The following is a 20,178-nucleotide window of genomic DNA, read 5'->3' as shown; positions in this document are numbered from 1 at the left end:
GTGAAGGAAAAGGAGGTATATTCGTGACTTACCAGGAAACCGAGTATGTTCACCTGTTGAACGCCTATCGTAGATTGTGGACCAACCGTTCTCTTCAGCTTAACAACGATAAGAATGAACAAGATTTGTTATATGAGACCATCAAAAAAGACTTGTTGGACGAAATGACCCATCCCCGTGTACGTCAGCCAGCGAATGTGAAGCTCCAATGGGCTGTAAAGAGAATAGAAGATGCGGATTTAGAACAAGAATTAAAGGATGGGCTCCTCTCTTTATACCATTCTATCTACATTGCCCTATAAATTCACATAAATAAGGTGACATGGACTAACAACATCCATGTCACCTTATTTACGTATTAGCTATATTAAGGTGTTTTGACAGAAATTAGACTGCTTTCAAGCGCATGGGCGAAATCAGCTTGTAAATCTTCTGGCTCTTCTAACCCGACAGATAATCGGAGGAGTGAACCGGTAATGCCTCGTTCTTCCCGCGTTTCTTTCGGGATACTTGCATGTGACATCGTTGCAGGATGAGTCAAAATCGACTCAACTCCTCCCAGACTCACACCGACAGATGGAAGCGAAACGGTTTTTAAGAAATGATGGGCCGCTTCTTCATCTTTAACCGCAAAAGAGATAATAGCGCCGAAACCAGAAGCTTGTTTTTTAGACAGTTCGTGATGAGGATGGTCGGTTAAGCCCGGATAATACACATGCTCCACTAATGGATGTTCTTTGAGCCATTGTGCCAGCTTCTCTGCCGTTTGTTGCTGCTGCTCCAATCGAACTTTTAATGTTTTGATACCACGAAGCAGCAACCAGCTGTCTTGGGGACCTAGTACTGCTCCAAAAGCATTCTGAACAAACTTCACTTCTTTCCCTAATTCTTCCGAAGCCGTTACAACAACGCCTGCGACTACATCGCTGTGGCCGCCAATATATTTCGTCGCACTGTGGATGACAATATCTGCTCCCAATGCCAATGGCTGCTGTAAGTATGGCGTCATGAACGTATTATCCACAATGGTAATAAGGCCGTGCTTTTTAGCGATTGCAGACGCTTCTTTAATATCAGTGACATTTAAAAATGGGTTGGACGGGCTTTCGATATATAATCCCTTCGTATTTGGTGTTACAGCTTTTTCGATTTCAGCGAGATCCGTTGTATCTACGAACAGCGTCTTAATTCCAAACCTTGAAAAAAGTTGTGTAAGCACGCGATATGTTCCGCCGTAGCTGTCATGAGAAACAATGATTTCATCCCCGCTTTTGAATAGACAAAGGACGGACGCAATGGCCGCCATTCCCGATGCAAAGGCAAATCCCGCACTTCCCCCTTCCAACTGCGCGACTGTTTGTTCAAGCGCTTCACGCGTCGGATTCCCAGAACGTGAATAATCATAACGATTGTCTGCCTCAACATCTTGATGGAAAGTAGACACTTGATAAATCGGGACGTTAACAGCCCCGTAATGACTGCCGATATCTGTTTTCGCGTGAATAAGTTTTGTCCCAAATTGTATACGATCTTTATTTTCTGTATGCATCAAATACCTCCTTCAAATCTTGAATTAAATCATTTGCATTTTCGATTCCTACGGAGAATCGAAGCAATCGGTTTGTCACTCCGATGGCGTTTCGGATTTCTTCCGGAATGTCAGCATGTGTTTGACGTGCCGGGAAAGTAATAAGACTTTCCACTCCGCCTAAGCTTTCAGCGAATGTGATCAACTTTAAATGTTCAAGCAAAAACGGGACCAAGTCTTCTTCACGAACAGAGAAAGAAAGCATGCCTCCAAATCCGCTTGATTGCTTTTTCATGATTTCATAACCTGGATGCGTCTCAAGCCCAGGATAATATACATGCTCCACTACGTCAGTCTGTTCGACTAACCAACGGGCGATTTCCAGTGCATTTTCTTGATGTTTTTCCATCCTCAACGCTAATGTTTTGACCCCTCGCAGCAACAGCCAGCTGTCTTGAGGACCTAAAATAGCACCTATGGCATTTTGGTAAAATTTAACTTTCTCTCCAAGCTCACTACATCGAGTAACGACCAATCCTGCAATGACATCATTGTGCCCGCCAATATACTTACTGGCACTATGTACAACGATATCCGCTCCCAATTCAATCGGACGTTGATGATAAGGAGACATAAACGTGTTATCCACGATTGTAAGGAATCGATGGCTTTTGGCAATGTCCACCACTGCCGCAATATCTGTCACTTGCATTAATGGGTTTGTCGGGGTTTCAATGAATACTGCCTTTGTATTGCTTTGGACAGCTGCGTTTACCGCCTCAATATCACCTGTATTGACGTAACTTACTTGTATCCCTGAGTTCTCTAAAACATCACTTAAAATCCGGTATGTTCCCCCGTATAAGTCTTCTGATGCAATTAAGTGATCACCGCTTTTAAATAGAGAAAAAACCGCTGCAATCGCCGCCATACCCGAGGCAAATGCATAACCTTCTGCTCCGCTTTCTAATGCAGCAATCGCATCTTCAAGGGCTGTTCTTGTCGGATTGGCTGTACGTGAATAATCATATCCCGTACTTTCCCCAAGACGCGGATGCTGGAATGTGGAAGATTGATAAATAGGGGTTGTAATGGAGCCGGTGGAAGGGTCTTTTCCTACCCCTGATCGAACTAACAATGTCTCAATATGCATGTCTCTCTCTCCTTAATCTTAAAAATTCAATAAAAAACACTCTTCCGCAGTAAGAAGAGTGTTCGTTTCATTCACCGTGATAACGAAAACTCTCATCTGCTAGAACGATTTGTTCTACAGGAATTAGCACCGTTCAAATCAAACATATTGATTTGATGGTTGCCGGGCGTCACAGGGCCAGTCCCTCCGCCTCTCTGGATAAGAGTGATACAATTATTTGATTATTTTTCTTATTCTTTAAATTTAATCACAACAACAACTTTTGTCAATATAATTTTCCGAAAAATCATAATTGTATATAGATAAAATTATAAAAAAACCGCCATAAAGAGGCGCTGATGAATGAATTCGGCTCTTTTTTGGCGATTTTATTCATTAAAATATTCTCTAAGGCCTAAAATTTCTCCTCAAACCCTAAACACTTCTTATTCTTTAATTTTTATGAGATTTACTCCCATATTTTGGATTTTCTTCAGGTGTAGCATCTTTTTGAATGGAGAATTCTTTTGCAAACTCTGGTTGCTGCTTATTGTTTGGGTATTTATTTCTTCGCTCACGATTATCATTGCGGTTTGTCATAATCAGTACACGCTCCTTATTTTTTCTTTTGCTTGTTTCCTACTTCAGTTTTCGTTGATTTTCCCGTGAATTCTTTTCCAAATTCCATATTGGTTTTTTGAGGTTTGTTTGGCTTTTTGGACATCTGAAAGCACCCCTTTCACTTTTGCCTCCTTTATTTTTTGTGATTTCATTGAAAATATGTTTGAAGTAGAGCCCCAATTCCAGCCAACAAAGGGAGCCTTTAGAAATAGCGCCTCCTTTACATAAAGTGTTTAAAACAAATCCACTTTAAAGATAGGGAGGTGTAAGCAATATGACAGATAAACATGGCACAGGGAAACGACTTTACGCCCAACCGTCTTCTTCCCCTTCATTAGTTATTAAGACAAATCTGGATCCGAAAAGTCCTGAAGAAGAAAATCCATATTATACGCACAAACGTGATGAAAAGTTTAACCAGTATTTTAAATAAAGAACCTCCTATCAGCAACGGCCGTCCTGATCGGCAATGGAGAATCAAACAAATGGGGTGTTTTTTATTGAACAGCTTATCTTTTCCAAAAAGCAGCACAAATGTGGAGGAAGTCAAACGCTTGAATGCCCAGTCCGGCCTCAGTTATAATCAAGTATTTGAATTGCTGGCGGAAAAATACAAACAGGAGACAGCTCAAAAGCACAAGACAAGTACCTTCTAAGATGTCTCCATTGGAATGAACCACCCTCCTATCCGCGGGTGGTTCATTCTTTCTTTATTTTAATAAGTATTGTCCGCTTATTCAGTCGTCCATCAAAAACTGACCTTTTCCGCTTTCGGCAACGGTTCCATTCTTGAAGCATAACTATGTGCAATCATTCCAATCATTAATATCAGCATTCCCCACCAAGATAAAGGGGTTGGAATGATTACAGCTAGAAAAAGAAACTCTCCCATGAATGTAAAAAGGACTTCCATGGATTGGGTAGCTTCAACAGAAGCCAGTTTTCGCATGTCTCCTCTCACCATGTCTGTTGCTTTAAAGAAAAGAACGGTTGCGATAACTCCAGAGCAAATCGCGACTAAACCGGATTGAATGGTCTGCTCTTTACTTGGCAGGCCATTTGACATCAAACCATAGGCAGAAAGCAACAGCCAAACAGGAAGACTCGCCAAAGTCATGCCCAGCACACGCTGATAAGCATCTAATCGATTATCGCATAATTCCATCATTTTTCGATTGCCCAGCGGATACGCAAAAGAAGCGATGATAACCGGGATGATTCCGAGCCATAATTCTTTCATGGAAATATGTTGCGCTTGTTCAATCTGCATCAATACCACACCCAATAATATAATGAGAGACATGGTAAGACCTTTCAACGGAATCTGCCCCCGAAGTTTTTTCGTCCCGTTTGCGGTTTGAATCGTTTCATAAAAAAACGGAGCAAGCAGAGAGCCGGAAATGATGGTAATTTGCCATGTTCCCGCAATGAGCCACCCAGGTGAATAAGCAGCCGCAAAGCATAAAGGTGCATAAAACAACCCAAACCCGACAAAACTCCATAGCACCCATCTTCCGGGATTTTCTTTCATCACTTGCAAAAGAGGACGGAAATTCTTTCTTCCGGCTACAATAACAAAAAGTAAAGGAATCATAAACAGATACCTTAGTGAAGCACTCCATATCCAGCTGCCACCCGATAATTCCATGGCCCGGTTCAAAATGAACGTAAATGAAAAGAAAAGAGCTGCACAAATTCCTAGAAAAAGAGGACGCAATCATTTCACCTCATCTTTGTTTAATGTTAACAACTCACCAAGACTCAGCCAATTTTCTTCAACAAGGCGAGCCGTTTCTTCGCTATCTCCCTTTTTGCAGGAGAGAATGATCTGTTCGTGCTGCTCCACCGATTGTAAACCTTTAATGGAAGCAAACTGCGATATTTCCAAGCGGTGAATCTTAGGGACGATTCTTTCTAATGCCATCACAATTTCAGGATTTCCCGTTATATTTAAGAAAACGCCGTGAAACGCTTCGTCTGCTTCAATAGCATTTGCCACATCATGCTGCTCAAGTGATATTCGTAAAGCTTCATTACTTGTTTCCAGTGCTTTTATTTCCCTTTCTGTTAATGATGGGACTGCAAGACGAGCAGCTAATGAATGTAAAACAGCCACAACGGTAAAAGCATGCTTTGCCTCCTCTATATCAAGAAGAGCTACACGAGTGGCCGAGCCAGGAATGGATTGTACAAGACCCTCATCTTCAAGACGCTTGAGCGCTTCTCTGACTGGAGTCCGGCTTATTCCAAAGTCCTCAGCCAATTCCTTATCGTTTAAACGCTGTCCCGGTTCGAATTCCAACATAATAATTGCTTTTTTTAAGGTTTCATACACTTCATCTCTAAATGAGGAACGTTTAATGGGTTTTATGTTATTATTTTTCACAAAACCAATATATCGCATATCACTTTTCGTTTCAACAAGATTTTGAATTTTTAATTCGCATATTCTCACACATATCCTTTTTATATTGAACGTTATTTGCTTTTCTACTAGCGAAGTGATATAGTGGCTTTAAACCATTTTACTTTTAATACAATAAAGATTTAAGTGAGCTGTAACTTCAAAGAAGATGGCAAAGTTAAATCTTCTGCGAGGTTGCAGTTTTTCAATATCTTTTTATTATTTGTAAGATGGTCGAAAATGGATATGTACATAGAAGTACATTTTTAGGAGGATTTTTTAATGCAAACTGGTAAAGTTAAATGGTTTAACGCAGAAAAAGGTTTTGGATTCATCGAAGTTGAAGGCGGAGACGATGTATTCGTACATTTCAGCGCTATCCAAGGTGAAGGCTTCAAGTCTTTAGAAGAAGGACAAGAAGTTTCTTTCGAAGTTGAGCAAGGTGCTCGCGGACCACAAGCTACTAACGTAGTTAAAAAATAATTGACATTTAAAAGAGAAGGTAACCCCTTCTCTTTTTTGCATCTATCCAGGCTAATTTTTTATCCTCATTAACGGACAGTAGATAGAAGTTTCCTTTATTGATTCAACTCTTTATAGGCTAGAACCTTTAAAGCTAATATCTCTTCTTCTGTCAGTTTACTTTCCACTTTATTCAATATCTCCTGTTTTTCCTCTGCTGTCACTCCGTCTTTTACTTGCGACTGAATGGATTGTAATTCTGTAATTCCGATTTTTTTAATAATAGTTTTAGCAGCCTCTTCTTTAGTTGTAAACGGTAGTGTACTTCTATCAATTAGCTACTACTATACTATACCTTTGCAAAAGTTTAAAAACTTGATTTAACGTATTTTTATTTCAGCCGCTTCCTAAATCATCCCCCTTATGCTTGTCCACTTCCGGATAACGCCTCTTTTGCATATACTGGACTATCCAGAATTTTAGATAGCGAGGTGATGCTTATGTTGCCGAGGTGGGATTGGCTGTATCAATTTATTTTTTCCAACGAATCTGTGATATCTCTTTTGCTATACATCTCATCCTTAGGAGCGATTATTATCCTTCTTTCTTACTTATTTTCCACCATAAGCAAAATTTTAAAAAATAAACGTGATTAAACTAGGTACCCTGCTCCCTTATGATATTCAAAAGTTGATTTCTCCGTCTTGTTTAAAAGTGATACAATTCCACTATCATCATGGCGCATCATAAGAAAAAGAGTAAGTAAGCAAGTAAATAAAAAAGAAGGGGCAAATCCCCCGAGAATCCTTATACCTTAAAGATTCCCGAGACCCCCTTCACCATCCCGCTTAGTTGATTTACCGCGTTCATCATTTGTCCTGCGGTATTCATCATTTTATTAATATCCAGATTTCCATCAGATGTCTTGAACTGTGACATGATTGATTGCATTTGTTTTGGCTGTGCCTTTTGTGAAGGTGCCGGATATGGAGTCGGATACATATTGGCCATTGGCGGTCTCGGCCCCATATAAGGCATGTTAGGCAATTGGTTCATCATATTCATATTGCCCATTTGTGCTCCATGCTCTCCGTACATTGGCCAATAAGGATTCATGGGAAATGACGGCTGATACGAGGCAAATGGGTATGAATATGGATACTCCATGCGCTGAAGCTGAGTACCGTAATATGGTGTTGGAATCATCCTTTTAACCTCCCTGATCTTACATCTCTTCTTTATTGTATGAGCAAAGAAAAAATAGGTGTATATGGATGAAGGGAAAGGGGCAAATCATCCCTTTCCCTTCATCCACGTAAAATGGACCATGATGGAAACTTTGAATGCCAAGAGTTAAATGACGGCCCATTTTCCATAAAAACATAAAAACCAAACGATTTTAAACTTGAGTTCCCTAATTAGAGAAAAAACTTTAACAAAGATAAATTTATTAAATCCAGAAAAAATGTCACATTTTTGTCACAATTTGTCGGAAGTCTAAATTTTTCAAATAAAAGCATCCTCTCAAAATCATGATAAAATTATAGTAATTGGGGGATTAGGGGGGATTTCCATGAGTGTAAATGAACTTCGAAACAAATTTATTGCTTTTAAGCAGTATGAGCCCGAAGATGGAAATGAACTACTAGACTTTGCACAGCAGAAATATTTAAGGGGTGAAATTTCAATCACGGAGTACAAGCAGTTAATTCGTGAATTGGAATTAAATGGTGCTGAAAAGCCCTATTTTTCAATCTTAGAGGAAAAAGCTTAAGTGTTATAAGAGGACGAATGAAACAGGATTTCCTGTCATTCGCCCTCTTTTTTATTTCCATTAAAATTGTAAAATCAATCCCAAATCTTAAAATCGAAGTCTTACTCCCTGTTAATGAGGGATAAAACAGCTTAAAAATCTCATATTAAAAATGTAGTCACATCATTTTTATAGGAGGTCGATTTTCATGGGACGCGGAAAAAACTTTAATCATAAACAAAAAGGTCATGAGCCAGAAAGTCCAAAGCATGGCCAGCAAGCTCAAGCAAAACGTCATCAACAAGCTGTACTAGACATTGAGCCTGTAGCAAGTGAAAACACCCCTCCAGTATCGATTAAAGTAGTAGAAGAGTAACCCAAAAGAGGGTGAATCAACCGCATGGAAACCATGCGGTTGATTCACCCTCCTGAAAATGAACCGTCATGAGAAATCCAGTAAAACCAGATAGTTGCTTGACGGTTCATTTCAGTTTAAAACCCATATTATCTCCCTTTTCTGAACTTATGGGATAACCCTTTCTGAAAGGAGATCTTCACTTTTATTGAAAGTCCGTGTTAAATAACGACGTTGATTGTCGCTTATTTTTAACTCATTCGTGAAAAATATTTAACAGAGCTTATTGAAAAGATTCCAAAATGGATGTAAGGGTATATTTGTTGGCATGAATCATTTTTTTGATTCTTACGTTTCTTGAGCTTACATAAAAAGATTGTAAAACGACTTGCTGAAGATTGTCTGCAGCTGTTTCGATTTGCTGTTTATGAATATATTTCGGCTGTGTATCTTTAATCCATCTCTCGCACACGACACTCCAGCGATGGACTTGTTCATCAAAAACATCAACATATGGTTTGATCTGCTGATAAAAAAAAGTATCTGATGGTTCCTCTTCCTTATTCTCTTCTAATCGTTTGAACGCCTCTTCATTATACTGCAGCATTTTATTTGTCAATGAGAGAAGCTCTTCTTTATATTCATTCATTTCCGTCACCTCTACGATGCTATTGTATCATGAAAAATTAAACCGTTCGCAGAATGGCCTCTCCTGTGTGACTTCTCCATTCTCGCTTATCGGATTGTCCTTGCAGTGCCAATGTCACATTTTCGATTTCACTTATAGCATGTTCAATCGATCGAAGGCTTTCTCTCTGAGTATGTTCATGTAAAGAGACAACTTCATCAATTTTGGTGGAAATTTCTTGTTCCACTGTTTCCAAATCACCTAAAACAGCATCCAACAAATCCAGCATTTCCATCTTCCCGACCCATTGCTCTTTCATGAAAATCCCCTCCACATTTTTATTTAATATACTGATTCTCCCTTCCTGTACATCCTACCTTCACCTTTGACAAAACTAGTTTTTATTCGTCAAAGAAAGTTATAATGCGTCATAAAAAAATGGTTCGATATTTTCTAATAAGAATGAAAACCGTTTGTCAGCAAACAATAGTGATGAGGAGGTGTGGCACAATGCGAAAGTCGAATAATAATAACCTAGAACAAAAGATGCAAGAGAAGCAAAATCAGCAAGTGACAGATACAAAGGGGTACGGCGACAAAAAATTGAACGGACCAAATCGTCCGTCTACTTAATAAACCAGTCTTAGGACTTGGTTATTGTCAAATTGCCTCTATGCGAATAAGGCAGCTTTTTTTAACCAAGGCTAAGTTAAAATCTAGTGTTGATTTTGACTCATGTGCATGAAGCAAAGAGAAAACTGAAGAGAAAATGGATGTTCTCTTCAGTTTTCTTCTCATTCACTTTTAGCGTACAAAATAGCCCCTATTTGCCTCTCTTGCCTATGTGTCGAATATATTGCTCCAATTGTATTAAAAGCCTCAGCTGCATTTGCTTTTCTTTATACCATTCCGTCACATTTGCCTTTTCAGGAAACGGCGCGGACTTGAACCATCTTTTAATTTGTCGGTTAGAAGCTCTCCATTCATTTCCATCAGATTGATGATGCGCAATAACTGGATAGGTTATTCTTAAAAAAGGCGTATCCCTTGTATTTCTATTTGCCATGTACCGTTCATAATCCACACGGGAGCCTGTATGTGCAACTTGATGGGAAAATTCCAAAAAACGAGGGTATAACGACGGTTCAAAAAGGAGAAGACTCAATTTTTTCCCAAGCTCAATCCGCTTCGTTTTATTCCAAAAGTCATGAACAGAACAACCAAATATCTCCCCTTGCAATGTAGGAAAAATCACGGAGCTGAAGTGCAGCCAATCTTGAAATTTAAACATAAATGAGTGAAATACCTTCTTTTTATAAAACGGATGATCCATTACCGGTTTTTGGATAACATTTTGTTCATTGATAATGAGAGATGTGAGGAGTCTTTGTTCATTTCGTTCGTGCCAAAAAAGAAACCATTCCTTTTGAACAAACGGAGATGTTCGCCAATATGGAAGCAAATGAAAATAAGGCTTTCCATGTAATAGAGAATATTCATAAAGGAGCAGCTGAGGATACGCATCCGCAAAAATCAACCAGTTCGCCCGCTCATAAGTTAAAAATAAAATAGCCCTTGTATAGGCATCTAATGTAAGCGGCATCCATTTCCCTTCCAAATCACACATGTTCCATCCGGCATTCCGAGAAACCATGCTTGCTAAAAAGGACCATCTTATTTCGGGATGTCGACGATAGAAGTTTGCATAAGATTCTGTACGGGAAATGTTATCCATGTTCGCTTTTGCCGTTCTTTGTTGAATTTGTCGGAGGATGACCCGTTCTTCTTTTTGTAAAGGCAATTGCCCGGAATCCATCTTTGCTCCCTTCTTTCCTTAGATGTATTATATTTTTGCTTTATGGCTCTTTTCTAAGAAATGGCTTTTCCTACTTTTGAACCGTCGGCAATTGAATGTGTAATTGATGATTCTCTTCACCAAACTGTCATATATTGAACAAAATGGTAAATTCTAATGTTAGTATAGGTCCGTTCACTCATATTCATACGAAGTTCAGTCTTTTCTGACTTCATTTTATCGGTCCATTTCCTGATGATTTTTGCTATTATATAATATATATTTTTGATGGGTTGTCATCAAAGGGAGGTGGGTGCCGGTGATTCGTTATCCAAACGGGAAAAAATATCAGCCAGCACAAACGAACAAGAAGATGTCACGCCAACAGAACACGTATAGTAATCGCGGCATGATGCTTGAAGAGGATTTAAATGAGACAAATGATTTTTATCTTACACACGGAATTGCAGTGATCCATAAAAAACCTACACCCGTTCAAATCGTGAATGTTGATTATCCGAAACGGAGTGCAGCGGTCATTAAAGAAGCCTACTTCAAACAAGCCTCCACTACCGATTATAATGGGGTGTACAAAGGTCTCTATCTAGATTTTGAAGCAAAAGAAACAAAGAACAAAACTTCTTTTCCATTGCAAAACTTTCATGAGCATCAAATCAATCATATGAAGCAAGTAGTGAAACAAAATGGAATCTGTTTCGTCATATTAATGTTCACTTCTGTACAAGAACTATACTTATTTGAAGCAAAGAATTTATTTCCGTATTGGGACCAAATAAAAGAAGGAGGACGTAAATCCATCCCGAAAAATGACGTCGAAAAAAAGGGGCATTTGATACAAATTGGCTTACATCCTCGAATAGATTACATTAAAATTATAGATAAATTGTACTTTTAAGAGTATGATATATATGTTTACGGAATCATTCTCTTACATCTGTTGAAAGGTAGGAGTGTTTTATGTCAGAGAATTACACTTCTCGTGAAGAACGAAGAAGACAAAATCAAGTTCAAAATAAACACAAAGCAAAGCAGCCTAAGGACAAAAAGAGAAAAGGAGGCTTGTTCCGGAAAATTATTGTTGCTTTCCTTCTTTTGGGAATCATTGGAATGGTTGCAGGAGGAGCGACGTTCTTTGCTTTTATAAGCGGAGCACCGAAAATCGACGAATCCCTGCTCGCAGATCCCGTATCATCGAAAGTATACGATAAAAACGGTGATCAAATCGCGGAACTGGGCGTAGAAAGAAGGACACTGGTTACATACGAGGAAATTCCTCAAGTGGTAAAAGACGCGTTTATCGCAACGGAAGATGTCCGCTTTTATAAACATCATGGTATCGATTTATACCGTATCGGCGGCGCTGTCATTGCCAACTTTAAGGAAGGCTTCGGATCTGAGGGTGCAAGTACGATCACTCAGCAGGTTGTCAAAAACTCTTTCTTATCGCCTGATAAGACAGTGAAACGAAAAGTGCAAGAAATGTGGCTCGCGTTTCAATTGGAACAAAAATATTCAAAACAGAAAATTTTGGAAATGTACCTCAATAAAATTTTCTTTGCACAAAAAGCACACGGTGTAGCAAAAGCCGCTGAATATTTTTATGGGAAAGAACTCGATAAGCTAGAATTGCATGAAGCGGCCATGTTAGCGGGAATGCCAAAAGCACCAAGCACTTACAACCCTTATGCTAATCCAGAAGCAGCGACAAAACGCCGTAACATTGTCTTGAGCTTAATGGCTCAGCACGGATTTATTACAGAGGAAGAAGCAGCAAAGGCGAAAGAAGTGCCTGTTCAATCTACATTACGTACAAATGTGGATGAAGATGGAGAAAAATACAGCGCATTTGTTGACGAAGTAATTGATGAAGTAAAGAAAAAGACAGATATGGACGTGTTCTCGGCAGGTCTTGAGATCCATACAACATTAGATCCAGAAGCACAAGAATATGTTGAAAAATTGCTGAACAGCAATGACATTATCAACTGGCCAAATGATAATCTCCAAACCGGCTTCGTCCTGACGGATACAAAAACCGGTGAAGTGCAGGCCGTTGGTGGAGGACGCAATCGCGTAGCCCGTGGTCTAAGCTTTGCATCCGATTTCCCGAGACAGCCTGGATCTGCCATCAAACCAATTTTGGATTACGGTCCGGCAGTCGAGTATTTAAAATGGTCTACGGCTGAGCCCATCAATGATGAACCATATACGTACTCAAACGGTACACCGATCAACAACTATGACCGCCGCCATAAAGGCTGGATGACCGCCCGTGATGCACTGGCAGACTCCCGTAACATTCCTGCGTTAAAAGCGTTTCAAGAAGCAGGTGCTGACCGTGCCCGTGACTTTGCAGTTGGTTTAGGAATTCCATTAGAAAAAGAGATTCCGGAATCCTATTCCATTGGTGGATTTGAACATGGGGTCACACCGATGCAGCTTGCAGGGGCATACAGTGCATTCGGTAATAATGGAGTTTACATTAAGCCCCATACCGTCACAAAAGTGAAGTTTACTGACGGTACGGAGATGGATTTAAAACCAAAACCGAAAGTTGCCATGAAAGATTACACAGCTTTCATGGTCACATCCATGATGGAATCCGTTGTTGAAGATGGAACAGGACGTTCTGCCCGCATCCCGGGATTAGAAATAGCTGGGAAAACAGGAACAACGAACTTCTCAAAACAAGCGAGAAATCAATATAACATTCCAAGCGGTGGTGTTCCGGATATTTGGTTTGCAGGGTTTACACCAAAGTATACATTAGCCGTTTGGACAGGATATGAAAAAACGACGGAAAACAATTACATCTACAGTGATCGGGAAAAAGGGCTAGCCAAGGAAATTTTCCGAAAAGTCATGAGCCATGTTTCTGAAGGAAAAAGTTCTGGCGACTTTGAACGTCCTGATAGTGTTGTAACAGCTAAAATCGAAAAAGGTTCACATCCGATTCGGTTAGCGAGCGAGTATACACCGAATAGCCTTGTTTCAACGGAATACTTTGTAAAAGGAACAAGACCGACGAAAGTATCTACACGTTATAAAAAGAAAGAAATCAATAGACCAAGCGGCTTATCCGCAAACTTTGATCCGACAACCAATCATATTTATGTGAATTGGTCTTACCCTGACGATAAACGTGATGATGTGTCGTTCCAGGTATCTTTATCTATTGATGGCGGCGGTTCACAAACGATTGCCACAACGAATGATACATCCGTAACGATACCAAACCCTAATCCTGGATCGACCTATAGATTTACCGTCACGGCTGTCAGCGAAGGTGCCAGCAGTTCTTCTTCTACATCTGTAACGATTCCTGGCGGACCAGAAGAGCCGGAGGATAATCAAGAAATAGAGGAAGAAGAAGACGAAAATAATGGCAATAATGAATTACCGCCTGGCCAGGAGAACAATCCAGGTAATGGTAACGGCAATAATGGCAATGGCAATAATGGCAATAATGGTAATGGTAATGGTAACGGCAATACGCCGGAAGATGAAGATGAAGGTGAGGAAACAGAAACCCCTCCTGCTTCAGGGGAACAGCCTCAGCAGCCTTCTGTCCCGCCAACTCCAGATCAAGGGCAAAATCAGCAGCCGAACAACCCTCTGGGGAATGTAGGAGTTAACCCTGATCCTGCCAATTAATCAAAAAACGGACCTCTCAATCAAAATTGAGAGGTCCGTTTTTTCATGGTAAGCAGTTTATAATAAATCTTTTCCAGCTCTTGATACAATTCACCGAGCTGAACATATGAATGGTATTGGTTTGGTTGGTCAAGTAAAAAGCCAATCCGCTCCCCTGCATTCATTGGCTTGTAAGGTAATGTTTGAATCTCTTCTGTAAGATTACTTAATGATGGAACAGGAACGCTGTTTATCCAAAATACTGCGCTAATGAAATGTCCCAATGAAAGGACCATTGGCTGTAATGCCCGGTTTCGATCACGCTTTTTAAAATACTCTGCGATCTCACCTTTTTCTTTCTTCCAATGCTCAAATATGTGCGGTACATATATTTCCTGCTCTTCCCAGGGCTTATCACATGCTTCCCTATTTACTTCATGAAGCAAATCATACAGAAGTGCCATATCCTTTAAAGTTTCATCAAAAGCCCCTATCTCTTGGATTTCAATTTCCCTTTGTGTAAAAAATAAAGGATGTTGAAATAGACGAGGAATGCTTACTATGATGTTATTCACTTCTCCCCTTCTCCTTCATTCGTTTTTTCCCTTCTCGGCAAAACTCAAGAAGCGGACACACATGACACTGAGGTGACTGAGCTTTACAGTGGTACCGTCCAAAGAAAATCAAACGGTGATGAGTGACAGACCATTCATCTTGCGGAATTTTGCGCATTAATGTTTTCTCCACTTCAAGGACGGAATCTTTCCAGCGGCAAATCCCTAATCGCTTGCTGACCCTTTCTACATGTGTATCAACGGCAATAGCAGGAATCCCAAATGCGACCGATACGACGACATTGGCCGTTTTGCGCCCTACTCCCGGAAGCTTCGTCAGTTCATCTCGATCGGGAGGTACTTCCCCGCTATATTCATCCAATAAAATTTGGCAAAGTTTACGGATATTTTTAGCCTTGTTCCGATATAGACCGATGGAACGAATATCTTGTTGAAGTTCTTCTTCCGATACAGACAAATAATCTTCAGGTTTCTTATATTTTTGAAAAAGATTTTTGGTCACTTTGTTCACAAGAACGTCTGTACATTGGGCAGACAACAAAACTGCAATGACCAACTCAAACGGATTTTCATGATTAAGCTCGCAATGCGCATCAGGAAACATGTCCGCCATCGAATCTAAGCAATGACGAATTTCTTTTAATGTCAACATCCTTTGTCTCACCTTAACTTTCATCTATTCTATATGCAAAAATACCATACCAGTAAACCATTATAACAAATATAAAGCTAAAAAAACGAGAGGATTGCTGCCCCCTCGTTTTACTGTCATTCTCTTTATAAGGCTGTAGTCACTGCGTAAATCATTAAACATGGATACTTTTTCCCCATGTCCAATGATTTACGTTCATGAAGGTTATTGTTCGAGCCAATTGAAAAATGGGATAGTTGGGTTTTGGACCGGTTGTTCACTTGTACTTTTCTTTGGTTGTTGATGCTGGCGAAATTTGCGGCCGTAGCTCCGCGCTTGCTCGATGGTCTTAATCCCGTTCTTCTTCCATTCAAATAAAATGCGATCGATGTAGCGGAAATTCAACTTTCCGGACATGACTGCTTCACGAAGGGCTGCCTTAATAATGATCGGATCATGGTGATCCTGGTCTTGCCACATCGTTAACGTTTCACATTCAAATGGGGAGAGCGGACGACCAAATTCTTTTTCAAATACTGTATATAAATTTACTTCAAGCTGAACTTGCTGCTCTTGTTTATCCTGCTGACTCTCTTTAAAAAGGCTGTGGATCAATGTTTCCCATAGCGGCTTTAACGTATATCGTTCTGTAATAAAAGAAGCTTGATTGTGTTGTTCAATCGCTAAAAACCCTCGTTGAAGAAGACCTCTTAACACTTCCATACACGTTCCTGTCGAGATGCTCATGTGACTTGAAATTTCCTCAGGCGTTGGAAACGCGTTTCCGCCTTCGAGAGCCATATGAATATGAAGAAGGGTCATCAGCTCAGTTTCGTTTAAACCCATTTTCGCATAATGGGTCATTAATAACTTCGGAATGGAAACCGTTCCTTGCTCCATCCACTCAATGAATTTCTCTTTATCCATAATGGAACACCTCACAATTCAGTATATCACGGCAGATGATGTTATTCCTAACCATTCTCTTATAACCGGACATAAATTATTTAACATGAGTAAAAACTTTATTTTCATATTCACGCTTTTTTAAACATGACAGCATAAGGCCGAGAAAATAAATTTTCTCGGCCTATGTAAAAATGGATTTCCCATGAGCTTCTAATGAATTACAAAATGGATTTTCATTGAAAGGCCCCGTTACGAAACCCTTAATCTTGCTGGATTTTCATGACGGGGCCTTTCAAGAGAATGTGTCAAGAGGGGTGATTTTATCCTTTTGACACATTCTCTTTTATTACCTTCTTATGTTACGGATATAAGCGATTTAAAAGACGCGGGAACGGAATCGTTTCACGAACATGCTCGACACCGCTGATCCATGCTACAGTACGCTCTAAACCTAAGCCGAATCCTGAGTGCGGTACTGAACCATATTGACGAAGTTCCAAATACCATTTATAAGCGTCTGGTGATAAATTATGCTCTTTTAGGCGCTGTTCCAATAAGTCCATATCATGAATACGCTCAGAACCGCCAATAATTTCTCCATATCCTTCTGGAGCAATCAAATCGGCGCATAATACTACGTCATCACGATTTGGATCTGGCTGCATATAGAACGGTTTTAAAGATGTCGGATAATGTGTGATGAATACCGGTTTATCATAGCTTTCAGCGATAGCCGTTTCATGTGGTGCACCGAAGTCGTCACCCCATTGAATATCCGTAAAGCCTTTTTCTTGTAAAAACTCAATGGCATCATCATACGTGATGCGCGGGAACGGTGCTTTAATTTGCTCAAGCTTCGATATATCACGCCCTAAAGTTGTTAATTCCAATGAGCAATTTTTCAACACAGATTGAACCACGTGAGAAACATACTCTTCTTGAACTTTTAAGTTATCCTCGAACTCATAAAATGCCATCTCCGGCTCAATCATCCAGAATTCAATTAAATGGCGGCGAGTTTTCGATTTTTCCGCACGGAATGTCGGGCCAAATGAAAATACTTTTCCTAGAGCCATTGCCGCTGCTTCCATATAAAGCTGACCGCTTTGAGAAAGGTAGGCATCCTCATCGAAGTATTTGGTATGGAATAATTCACTTGTCCCTTCAGGAGCGCTGCCCGTTAAAATCGGCGGATCCACTTTTGTGAAACCATTTTCATTAAAGAACTCGTAAGTCGCACGAATGATTTCGTTACGAATTTTCATGACTGCATGCTGACGTTTAGAACGCAGCCATAAATGACGATGGTCCATCAAAAATTCTGTTCCATGTTCTTTTGGGGTAATTGGATAATCCACAGCAGCATGAATGACTTCTAAGTTGGTTACCGTTAATTCATATCCAAATGGTGAACGCTCATCTTCACGAATGACACCTGTTACATAAATAGATGATTCCTGCGTCACGCTTTTCGCTGTTTGAAAAACCTCTTCCGGAACCTCAGCTTTTACAACAACACCTTGCATAAAGCCTGAACCGTCACGTAATTGTAAAAATGCAATTTTACCACTTGAACGTTTATTCGCAAGCCATGCGCCGATTGTTACTTCTTTGCCCACATATTTGCTTGCCTCTGAAATCGTTATTTTCACGATGATAATCCCTCCAAAACCTTACAAAAACCTTGCTTGATATGTACAATCTTTTTTATTATACAATTCACATCTTAGAATCACAAGTGAGAATCAGCTTTTCCAATATATCAATTAGGGGAAAGTACTTTTAGTACTTTCCCCTAATTGATTAGTTCATATGATTGGTCATAAAGTTTTGAATGCGTTCGATCGCTTTTTCCAGCACGTCTAAAGATGTCGCATATGATAAACGTACATTTTCAGGAGCACCGAATCCTGAACCTGGTACCAGCGCGACTTTTTCTTCTTCTAAAATAGCTTCTACCCATGCGTCCACTGTTTCAAATCCAGTCAACTTGGCTGCTTCAATAGCATTCGGGAATAAATAGAAGGCGCCCTGCGGTTTAATGCATGAAAAGCCCGGGATTTGAATCAATTTCTCATGAATAATATTTAAACGCTCTTCAAACGCTTGGCGCATCATTTCAACCGGTTCCTGTGTTCCGTTGTACGCCGCGATTGACGCATATTGAGCAACGGATGTCGGATTAGACGTACTATGGCTTGCCAAGTTCGTCATGGCTTTAATGATCTCTTTATTTCCTGCCGCATAGCCAATACGCCAGCCGGTCATGGAATGAGATTTAGAAACCCCGTTAATGATAATCGTTTTTTCTTTCAATTCAGGAGACAGCTGAGCAATTGACACATGCTCATTGCCATCGTACACAAGCTTCTCATAAATTTCATCTGATACGATTAAAATATCATGCTTTATGCATACTTCGGCCAGTGCTTGAAGCTCTTCACGCGTGTATAACATACCGGTAGGATTGCTTGGAGAGTTAATGATGACGGCTTTCGTTTTATCCGTAATCACTTCTTCCAATTGCTCTGGTGTAATTTTAAAGCTGTTTTCTTCACGTCCTTCTATATATACGGGGACGCCTTCCGCCAATTTTACTTGCTCCGGATAGCTTACCCAATAAGGAGTCGGGATGATGACTTCATCCCCTTCGTCCAATATTACTTGGAACAACGTATAAAGAGCGTGTTTAGCACCTGAGCATACAATGACTTCAGCCGGTGTAAACGCCAAGCCCTGATCTTGTTCAAACTTTTTGATGATTGCCTCTTTTAAAGAAGCTAAACCGCCAGTCGGCGTGTATTTTGTGTGGCCTTCATTCATTGCTTTAGCTGCGGCTTCCAAAATGTGCTCTGGAGTGTTGAAGTCTGGTTCTCCTGCGCCTAAGCCAATGACATCATGACCGGCTGCTTTCAATTCTTGAGCCTTCGCTGTAATCGCTAATGTGGATGAAGGTGTTAAAGCTGATACACGTTTTGCTAATTTCATCTTGATTTCCCCCTAAAGGCATTAACGTATGACTTTTTATTAATGTTAAGAATCGTACAAAAAAGCAGCGTCGCTGGCACTGAAGTCACTATGAAGTTTGATACATGCTGTAACGTTTTAAAAATTCACCTGTCTGGAAATCCACATAATAGTATGTAAAACTGTTTTTTTCGTCTATATATGTGACTTCCCACATTGGAAGTTTGTTTTCCATGGCTAAGCGAATTGATTTAATTTTTTCAGGGCTTCGCTCTTTTTGTACAATGGATATCACTTTGTCTCGTGATACTCCACTACTTTCTTTCTTTACTATCATATCATGTTTTTTCTCATTTTTAGGTACCCAAACAATAACTTTTTCATTTTTCTTATCTTTTGCTTTTACGATATAGTACGTATGGGATCCATAGTATGTGTCAGTGCTGCTGACTTCCGCTAAATCGTAGGCTTCTCTTGCCTTTTGCACCGCTTGTTTTTCGGCATCACGTTTTGGCTGAAGCGCTTTTAAATAGAGGTTGGATGCCCCTAATCCCACCAAAATTAAAAATAATGAAATAATGATTCCCCATTTTTTCATGCTCATCGTTCCTTGTTTTTAATTAATAGATTGTATTGAATTCCAATGTCTCTCAAGATTGAACAGAAGCCTCCGCTTTTCTTCTTGTCCGGCTGCGGCTCCCAGCCCCTCGAGTCACTTCAATTTTCATTTCGAAGGCAAAGAGCGCCTTCGCTATGAAAACTGC

Annotated in this window: 24 protein-coding genes and 1 riboswitch; of the genes, 9 read left to right on the top strand and 15 right to left on the bottom strand. The window is 40.0% G+C overall.

The features are described 5' to 3' along the window. Nucleotides 1-23 precede the first annotated feature (23 nt). A complete protein-coding gene (locus tag BK575_RS06225; RefSeq protein ID WP_235867318.1) occupies nucleotides 24-302 on the top strand; it encodes a hypothetical protein in 279 nt (92 codons plus the stop codon). A gap of 65 nt (nucleotides 303-367) precedes the next feature. Here BK575_RS06225 and BK575_RS06220 read toward each other — a convergent pair whose 3' ends face one another. The 3 genes from BK575_RS06220 to BK575_RS28355 all read right to left on the bottom strand — a co-directional run bounded on the left by BK575_RS06220 (nucleotide 368) and on the right by BK575_RS28355 (nucleotide 3,260). Next, on the bottom strand, nucleotides 368-1,549 hold the full coding sequence (locus BK575_RS06220; protein ID WP_078409391.1) for a trans-sulfuration enzyme family protein: 1,182 nt from the start codon (nucleotides 1,547-1,549) through the stop codon (nucleotides 368-370). Continuing rightward, nucleotides 1,533-2,681, bottom strand: coding sequence for a trans-sulfuration enzyme family protein (locus BK575_RS06215; RefSeq protein ID WP_078409390.1), 1,149 nt, complete (start codon nucleotides 2,679-2,681; stop codon nucleotides 1,533-1,535). Before BK575_RS06215 ends, BK575_RS06220 begins: the two co-directional genes overlap by 17 nt. A gap of 89 nt (nucleotides 2,682-2,770) precedes the next feature. Then, a riboswitch (SAM riboswitch) is annotated at nucleotides 2,771-2,886 on the bottom strand. 227 nt (nucleotides 2,887-3,113) lie between these two features. Continuing rightward, the gene (locus BK575_RS28355; RefSeq protein WP_169907586.1) at nucleotides 3,114-3,260 is read right to left on the bottom strand and encodes a hypothetical protein; all 147 of its coding nucleotides are present in this window, start codon (nucleotides 3,258-3,260) and stop codon (nucleotides 3,114-3,116) included. A gap of 295 nt (nucleotides 3,261-3,555) precedes the next feature. Between BK575_RS28355 and BK575_RS28350 the strand changes: the two genes are divergently transcribed. Beyond that, a complete protein-coding gene (locus BK575_RS28350; protein WP_169907584.1) occupies nucleotides 3,556-3,714 on the top strand; it encodes a hypothetical protein in 159 nt (52 codons plus the stop codon). 52 nt (nucleotides 3,715-3,766) lie between these two features. Beyond that, nucleotides 3,767-3,937, top strand: a complete 171-nt coding sequence (locus BK575_RS28345; RefSeq protein WP_169907582.1) for a hypothetical protein — start codon at nucleotides 3,767-3,769, stop codon at nucleotides 3,935-3,937. A 92-nt stretch (nucleotides 3,938-4,029) separates the two neighbouring features. Here BK575_RS28345 and BK575_RS06210 read toward each other — a convergent pair whose 3' ends face one another. Beyond that, complete coding sequence (locus tag BK575_RS06210) at nucleotides 4,030-4,998, bottom strand: DMT family transporter (RefSeq protein ID WP_078409389.1); 969 nt, start codon at nucleotides 4,996-4,998, stop codon at nucleotides 4,030-4,032. Continuing rightward, nucleotides 4,999-5,667 (bottom strand): GntR family transcriptional regulator, encoded by a 669-nt coding sequence (locus BK575_RS06205; protein WP_078414667.1) that lies wholly within the window; start codon nucleotides 5,665-5,667, stop codon nucleotides 4,999-5,001. A gap of 300 nt (nucleotides 5,668-5,967) precedes the next feature. On the opposite strand from BK575_RS06205, the gene cspD reads away from it, so the two are divergent. Then, nucleotides 5,968-6,168, top strand: coding sequence for a cold-shock protein CspD (cspD, locus tag BK575_RS06200; RefSeq protein WP_028396993.1), 201 nt, complete (start codon nucleotides 5,968-5,970; stop codon nucleotides 6,166-6,168). 786 nt (nucleotides 6,169-6,954) lie between these two features. Here cspD and BK575_RS06195 read toward each other — a convergent pair. Next, nucleotides 6,955-7,353 carry a YppG family protein gene (locus tag BK575_RS06195; RefSeq protein WP_078409388.1) on the bottom strand — a complete coding sequence of 133 codons (399 nt, stop codon included), beginning with the start codon at nucleotides 7,351-7,353 and terminating at the stop codon, nucleotides 6,955-6,957. A 367-nt stretch (nucleotides 7,354-7,720) separates the two neighbouring features. On the opposite strand from BK575_RS06195, the gene BK575_RS06190 reads away from it, so the two are divergent. Continuing rightward, nucleotides 7,721-7,921 (top strand): YppF family protein, encoded by a 201-nt coding sequence (locus BK575_RS06190; RefSeq protein WP_028396991.1) that lies wholly within the window; start codon nucleotides 7,721-7,723, stop codon nucleotides 7,919-7,921. Nucleotides 7,922-8,108: 187 nt separating this feature from the next. Further along, complete coding sequence (locus tag BK575_RS28340; protein ID WP_169907580.1) at nucleotides 8,109-8,276, top strand: hypothetical protein; 168 nt, start codon at nucleotides 8,109-8,111, stop codon at nucleotides 8,274-8,276. Between the two features lie 262 nt (nucleotides 8,277-8,538). On the opposite strand, the gene BK575_RS06185 is transcribed toward BK575_RS28340, so the two are convergent. Both BK575_RS06185 and BK575_RS06180 read right to left on the bottom strand, forming a co-directional pair. Next, nucleotides 8,539-8,904 carry a DUF1798 family protein gene (locus tag BK575_RS06185; protein WP_078409387.1) on the bottom strand — a complete coding sequence of 122 codons (366 nt, stop codon included), beginning with the start codon at nucleotides 8,902-8,904 and terminating at the stop codon, nucleotides 8,539-8,541. A 37-nt stretch (nucleotides 8,905-8,941) separates the two neighbouring features. Beyond that, complete coding sequence (locus BK575_RS06180; RefSeq protein WP_078409386.1) at nucleotides 8,942-9,202, bottom strand: hypothetical protein; 261 nt, start codon at nucleotides 9,200-9,202, stop codon at nucleotides 8,942-8,944. A 191-nt stretch (nucleotides 9,203-9,393) separates the two neighbouring features. On the opposite strand from BK575_RS06180, the gene BK575_RS29285 reads away from it, so the two are divergent. Further along, a complete protein-coding gene (locus BK575_RS29285; RefSeq protein ID WP_268877704.1) occupies nucleotides 9,394-9,516 on the top strand; it encodes a hypothetical protein in 123 nt (40 codons plus the stop codon). A 190-nt stretch (nucleotides 9,517-9,706) separates the two neighbouring features. On the opposite strand, the gene BK575_RS06175 is transcribed toward BK575_RS29285, so the two are convergent. Next, nucleotides 9,707-10,699: a DUF2515 family protein gene (locus tag BK575_RS06175; RefSeq protein WP_078409385.1), complete on the bottom strand. Its 993-nt coding sequence runs from the start codon at nucleotides 10,697-10,699 to the stop codon at nucleotides 9,707-9,709. 298 nt (nucleotides 10,700-10,997) lie between these two features. Here BK575_RS06175 and recU point away from each other — a divergent pair, with 298 nt between their 5' ends. Together recU and BK575_RS06165 are read left to right on the top strand one after the other, a co-directional pair. Beyond that, nucleotides 10,998-11,594, top strand: a complete 597-nt coding sequence (gene recU / locus BK575_RS06170) for a Holliday junction resolvase RecU (RefSeq protein ID WP_078409384.1) — start codon at nucleotides 10,998-11,000, stop codon at nucleotides 11,592-11,594. Nucleotides 11,595-11,656: 62 nt separating this feature from the next. Further along, nucleotides 11,657-14,353, top strand: a complete 2,697-nt coding sequence (locus BK575_RS06165) for a PBP1A family penicillin-binding protein (RefSeq protein WP_078409383.1) — start codon at nucleotides 11,657-11,659, stop codon at nucleotides 14,351-14,353. 20 nt (nucleotides 14,354-14,373) lie between these two features. On the opposite strand, the gene BK575_RS06160 is transcribed toward BK575_RS06165, so the two are convergent. From BK575_RS06160 to BK575_RS06135, 6 genes are all read right to left on the bottom strand, one after another. Beyond that, complete coding sequence (locus tag BK575_RS06160) at nucleotides 14,374-14,907, bottom strand: YpoC family protein (RefSeq protein ID WP_078409382.1); 534 nt, start codon at nucleotides 14,905-14,907, stop codon at nucleotides 14,374-14,376. After that, on the bottom strand, nucleotides 14,900-15,559 hold the full coding sequence (nth, locus tag BK575_RS06155) for an endonuclease III (RefSeq protein WP_078409381.1): 660 nt from the start codon (nucleotides 15,557-15,559) through the stop codon (nucleotides 14,900-14,902). Before nth ends, BK575_RS06160 begins: the two co-directional genes overlap by 8 nt. A 204-nt stretch (nucleotides 15,560-15,763) precedes the next feature. Continuing rightward, nucleotides 15,764-16,465 carry a DnaD domain-containing protein gene (locus BK575_RS06150; RefSeq protein WP_078409380.1) on the bottom strand — a complete coding sequence of 234 codons (702 nt, stop codon included), beginning with the start codon at nucleotides 16,463-16,465 and terminating at the stop codon, nucleotides 15,764-15,766. Nucleotides 16,466-16,806: 341 nt separating this feature from the next. Next, complete coding sequence (gene asnS, locus BK575_RS06145; RefSeq protein WP_078409379.1) at nucleotides 16,807-18,099, bottom strand: asparagine--tRNA ligase; 1,293 nt, start codon at nucleotides 18,097-18,099, stop codon at nucleotides 16,807-16,809. A 151-nt stretch (nucleotides 18,100-18,250) separates the two neighbouring features. After that, the gene (locus BK575_RS06140; protein WP_078409378.1) at nucleotides 18,251-19,435 is read right to left on the bottom strand and encodes a pyridoxal phosphate-dependent aminotransferase; all 1,185 of its coding nucleotides are present in this window, start codon (nucleotides 19,433-19,435) and stop codon (nucleotides 18,251-18,253) included. An 88-nt stretch (nucleotides 19,436-19,523) separates the two neighbouring features. Then, entirely contained in the window at nucleotides 19,524-20,012 is a 489-nt protein-coding gene (locus BK575_RS06135) for a cell wall elongation regulator TseB-like domain-containing protein (protein WP_169907578.1), read from the bottom strand. Nucleotides 20,013-20,178: the final 166 nt, after the last annotated feature.

This window comes from Priestia abyssalis, assembly GCF_002019595.1.
GTDB classification, from domain to species: Bacteria; Bacillota; Bacilli; order Bacillales; family Bacillaceae_H; genus Bacillus_BA; species Bacillus_BA abyssalis.
Note: the sequence above shows the minus strand (reverse complement) of the source record. Positions and strands in the feature narration are given on the sequence as shown.

Coding starts and splice junctions, on each gene's coding strand:
- BK575_RS06140 (WP_078409378.1), bottom strand. CDS start 19,435: ATGAAATTAGCAAAACGTGTATCAGCTTTAACACCTTCATCCACATTA.
- BK575_RS06180 (WP_078409386.1), bottom strand. CDS start 9,202: ATGAAAGAGCAATGGGTCGGGAAGATGGAAATGCTGGATTTGTTGGAT.
- BK575_RS06135 (WP_169907578.1), bottom strand. CDS start 20,012: ATGAAAAAATGGGGAATCATTATTTCATTATTTTTAATTTTGGTGGGA.
- BK575_RS28345 (WP_169907582.1), top strand. CDS start 3,767: ATGGGGTGTTTTTTATTGAACAGCTTATCTTTTCCAAAAAGCAGCACA.
- BK575_RS28355 (WP_169907586.1), bottom strand. CDS start 3,260: ATGACAAACCGCAATGATAATCGTGAGCGAAGAAATAAATACCCAAAC.
- BK575_RS28350 (WP_169907584.1), top strand. CDS start 3,556: ATGACAGATAAACATGGCACAGGGAAACGACTTTACGCCCAACCGTCT.
- BK575_RS06220 (WP_078409391.1), bottom strand. CDS start 1,549: ATGCATACAGAAAATAAAGATCGTATACAATTTGGGACAAAACTTATT.
- BK575_RS06195 (WP_078409388.1), bottom strand. CDS start 7,353: ATGATTCCAACACCATATTACGGTACTCAGCTTCAGCGCATGGAGTAT.
- BK575_RS06190 (WP_028396991.1), top strand. CDS start 7,721: ATGAGTGTAAATGAACTTCGAAACAAATTTATTGCTTTTAAGCAGTAT.
- BK575_RS06215 (WP_078409390.1), bottom strand. CDS start 2,681: ATGCATATTGAGACATTGTTAGTTCGATCAGGGGTAGGAAAAGACCCT.
- nth (WP_078409381.1), bottom strand. CDS start 15,559: ATGTTGACATTAAAAGAAATTCGTCATTGCTTAGATTCGATGGCGGAC.
- BK575_RS28340 (WP_169907580.1), top strand. CDS start 8,109: ATGGGACGCGGAAAAAACTTTAATCATAAACAAAAAGGTCATGAGCCA.
- BK575_RS06175 (WP_078409385.1), bottom strand. CDS start 10,699: ATGGATTCCGGGCAATTGCCTTTACAAAAAGAAGAACGGGTCATCCTC.
- BK575_RS29285 (WP_268877704.1), top strand. CDS start 9,394: ATGCGAAAGTCGAATAATAATAACCTAGAACAAAAGATGCAAGAGAAG.
- BK575_RS06165 (WP_078409383.1), top strand. CDS start 11,657: ATGTCAGAGAATTACACTTCTCGTGAAGAACGAAGAAGACAAAATCAA.
- BK575_RS06185 (WP_078409387.1), bottom strand. CDS start 8,904: ATGAATGAATATAAAGAAGAGCTTCTCTCATTGACAAATAAAATGCTG.
- BK575_RS06150 (WP_078409380.1), bottom strand. CDS start 16,465: ATGGATAAAGAGAAATTCATTGAGTGGATGGAGCAAGGAACGGTTTCC.
- cspD (WP_028396993.1), top strand. CDS start 5,968: ATGCAAACTGGTAAAGTTAAATGGTTTAACGCAGAAAAAGGTTTTGGA.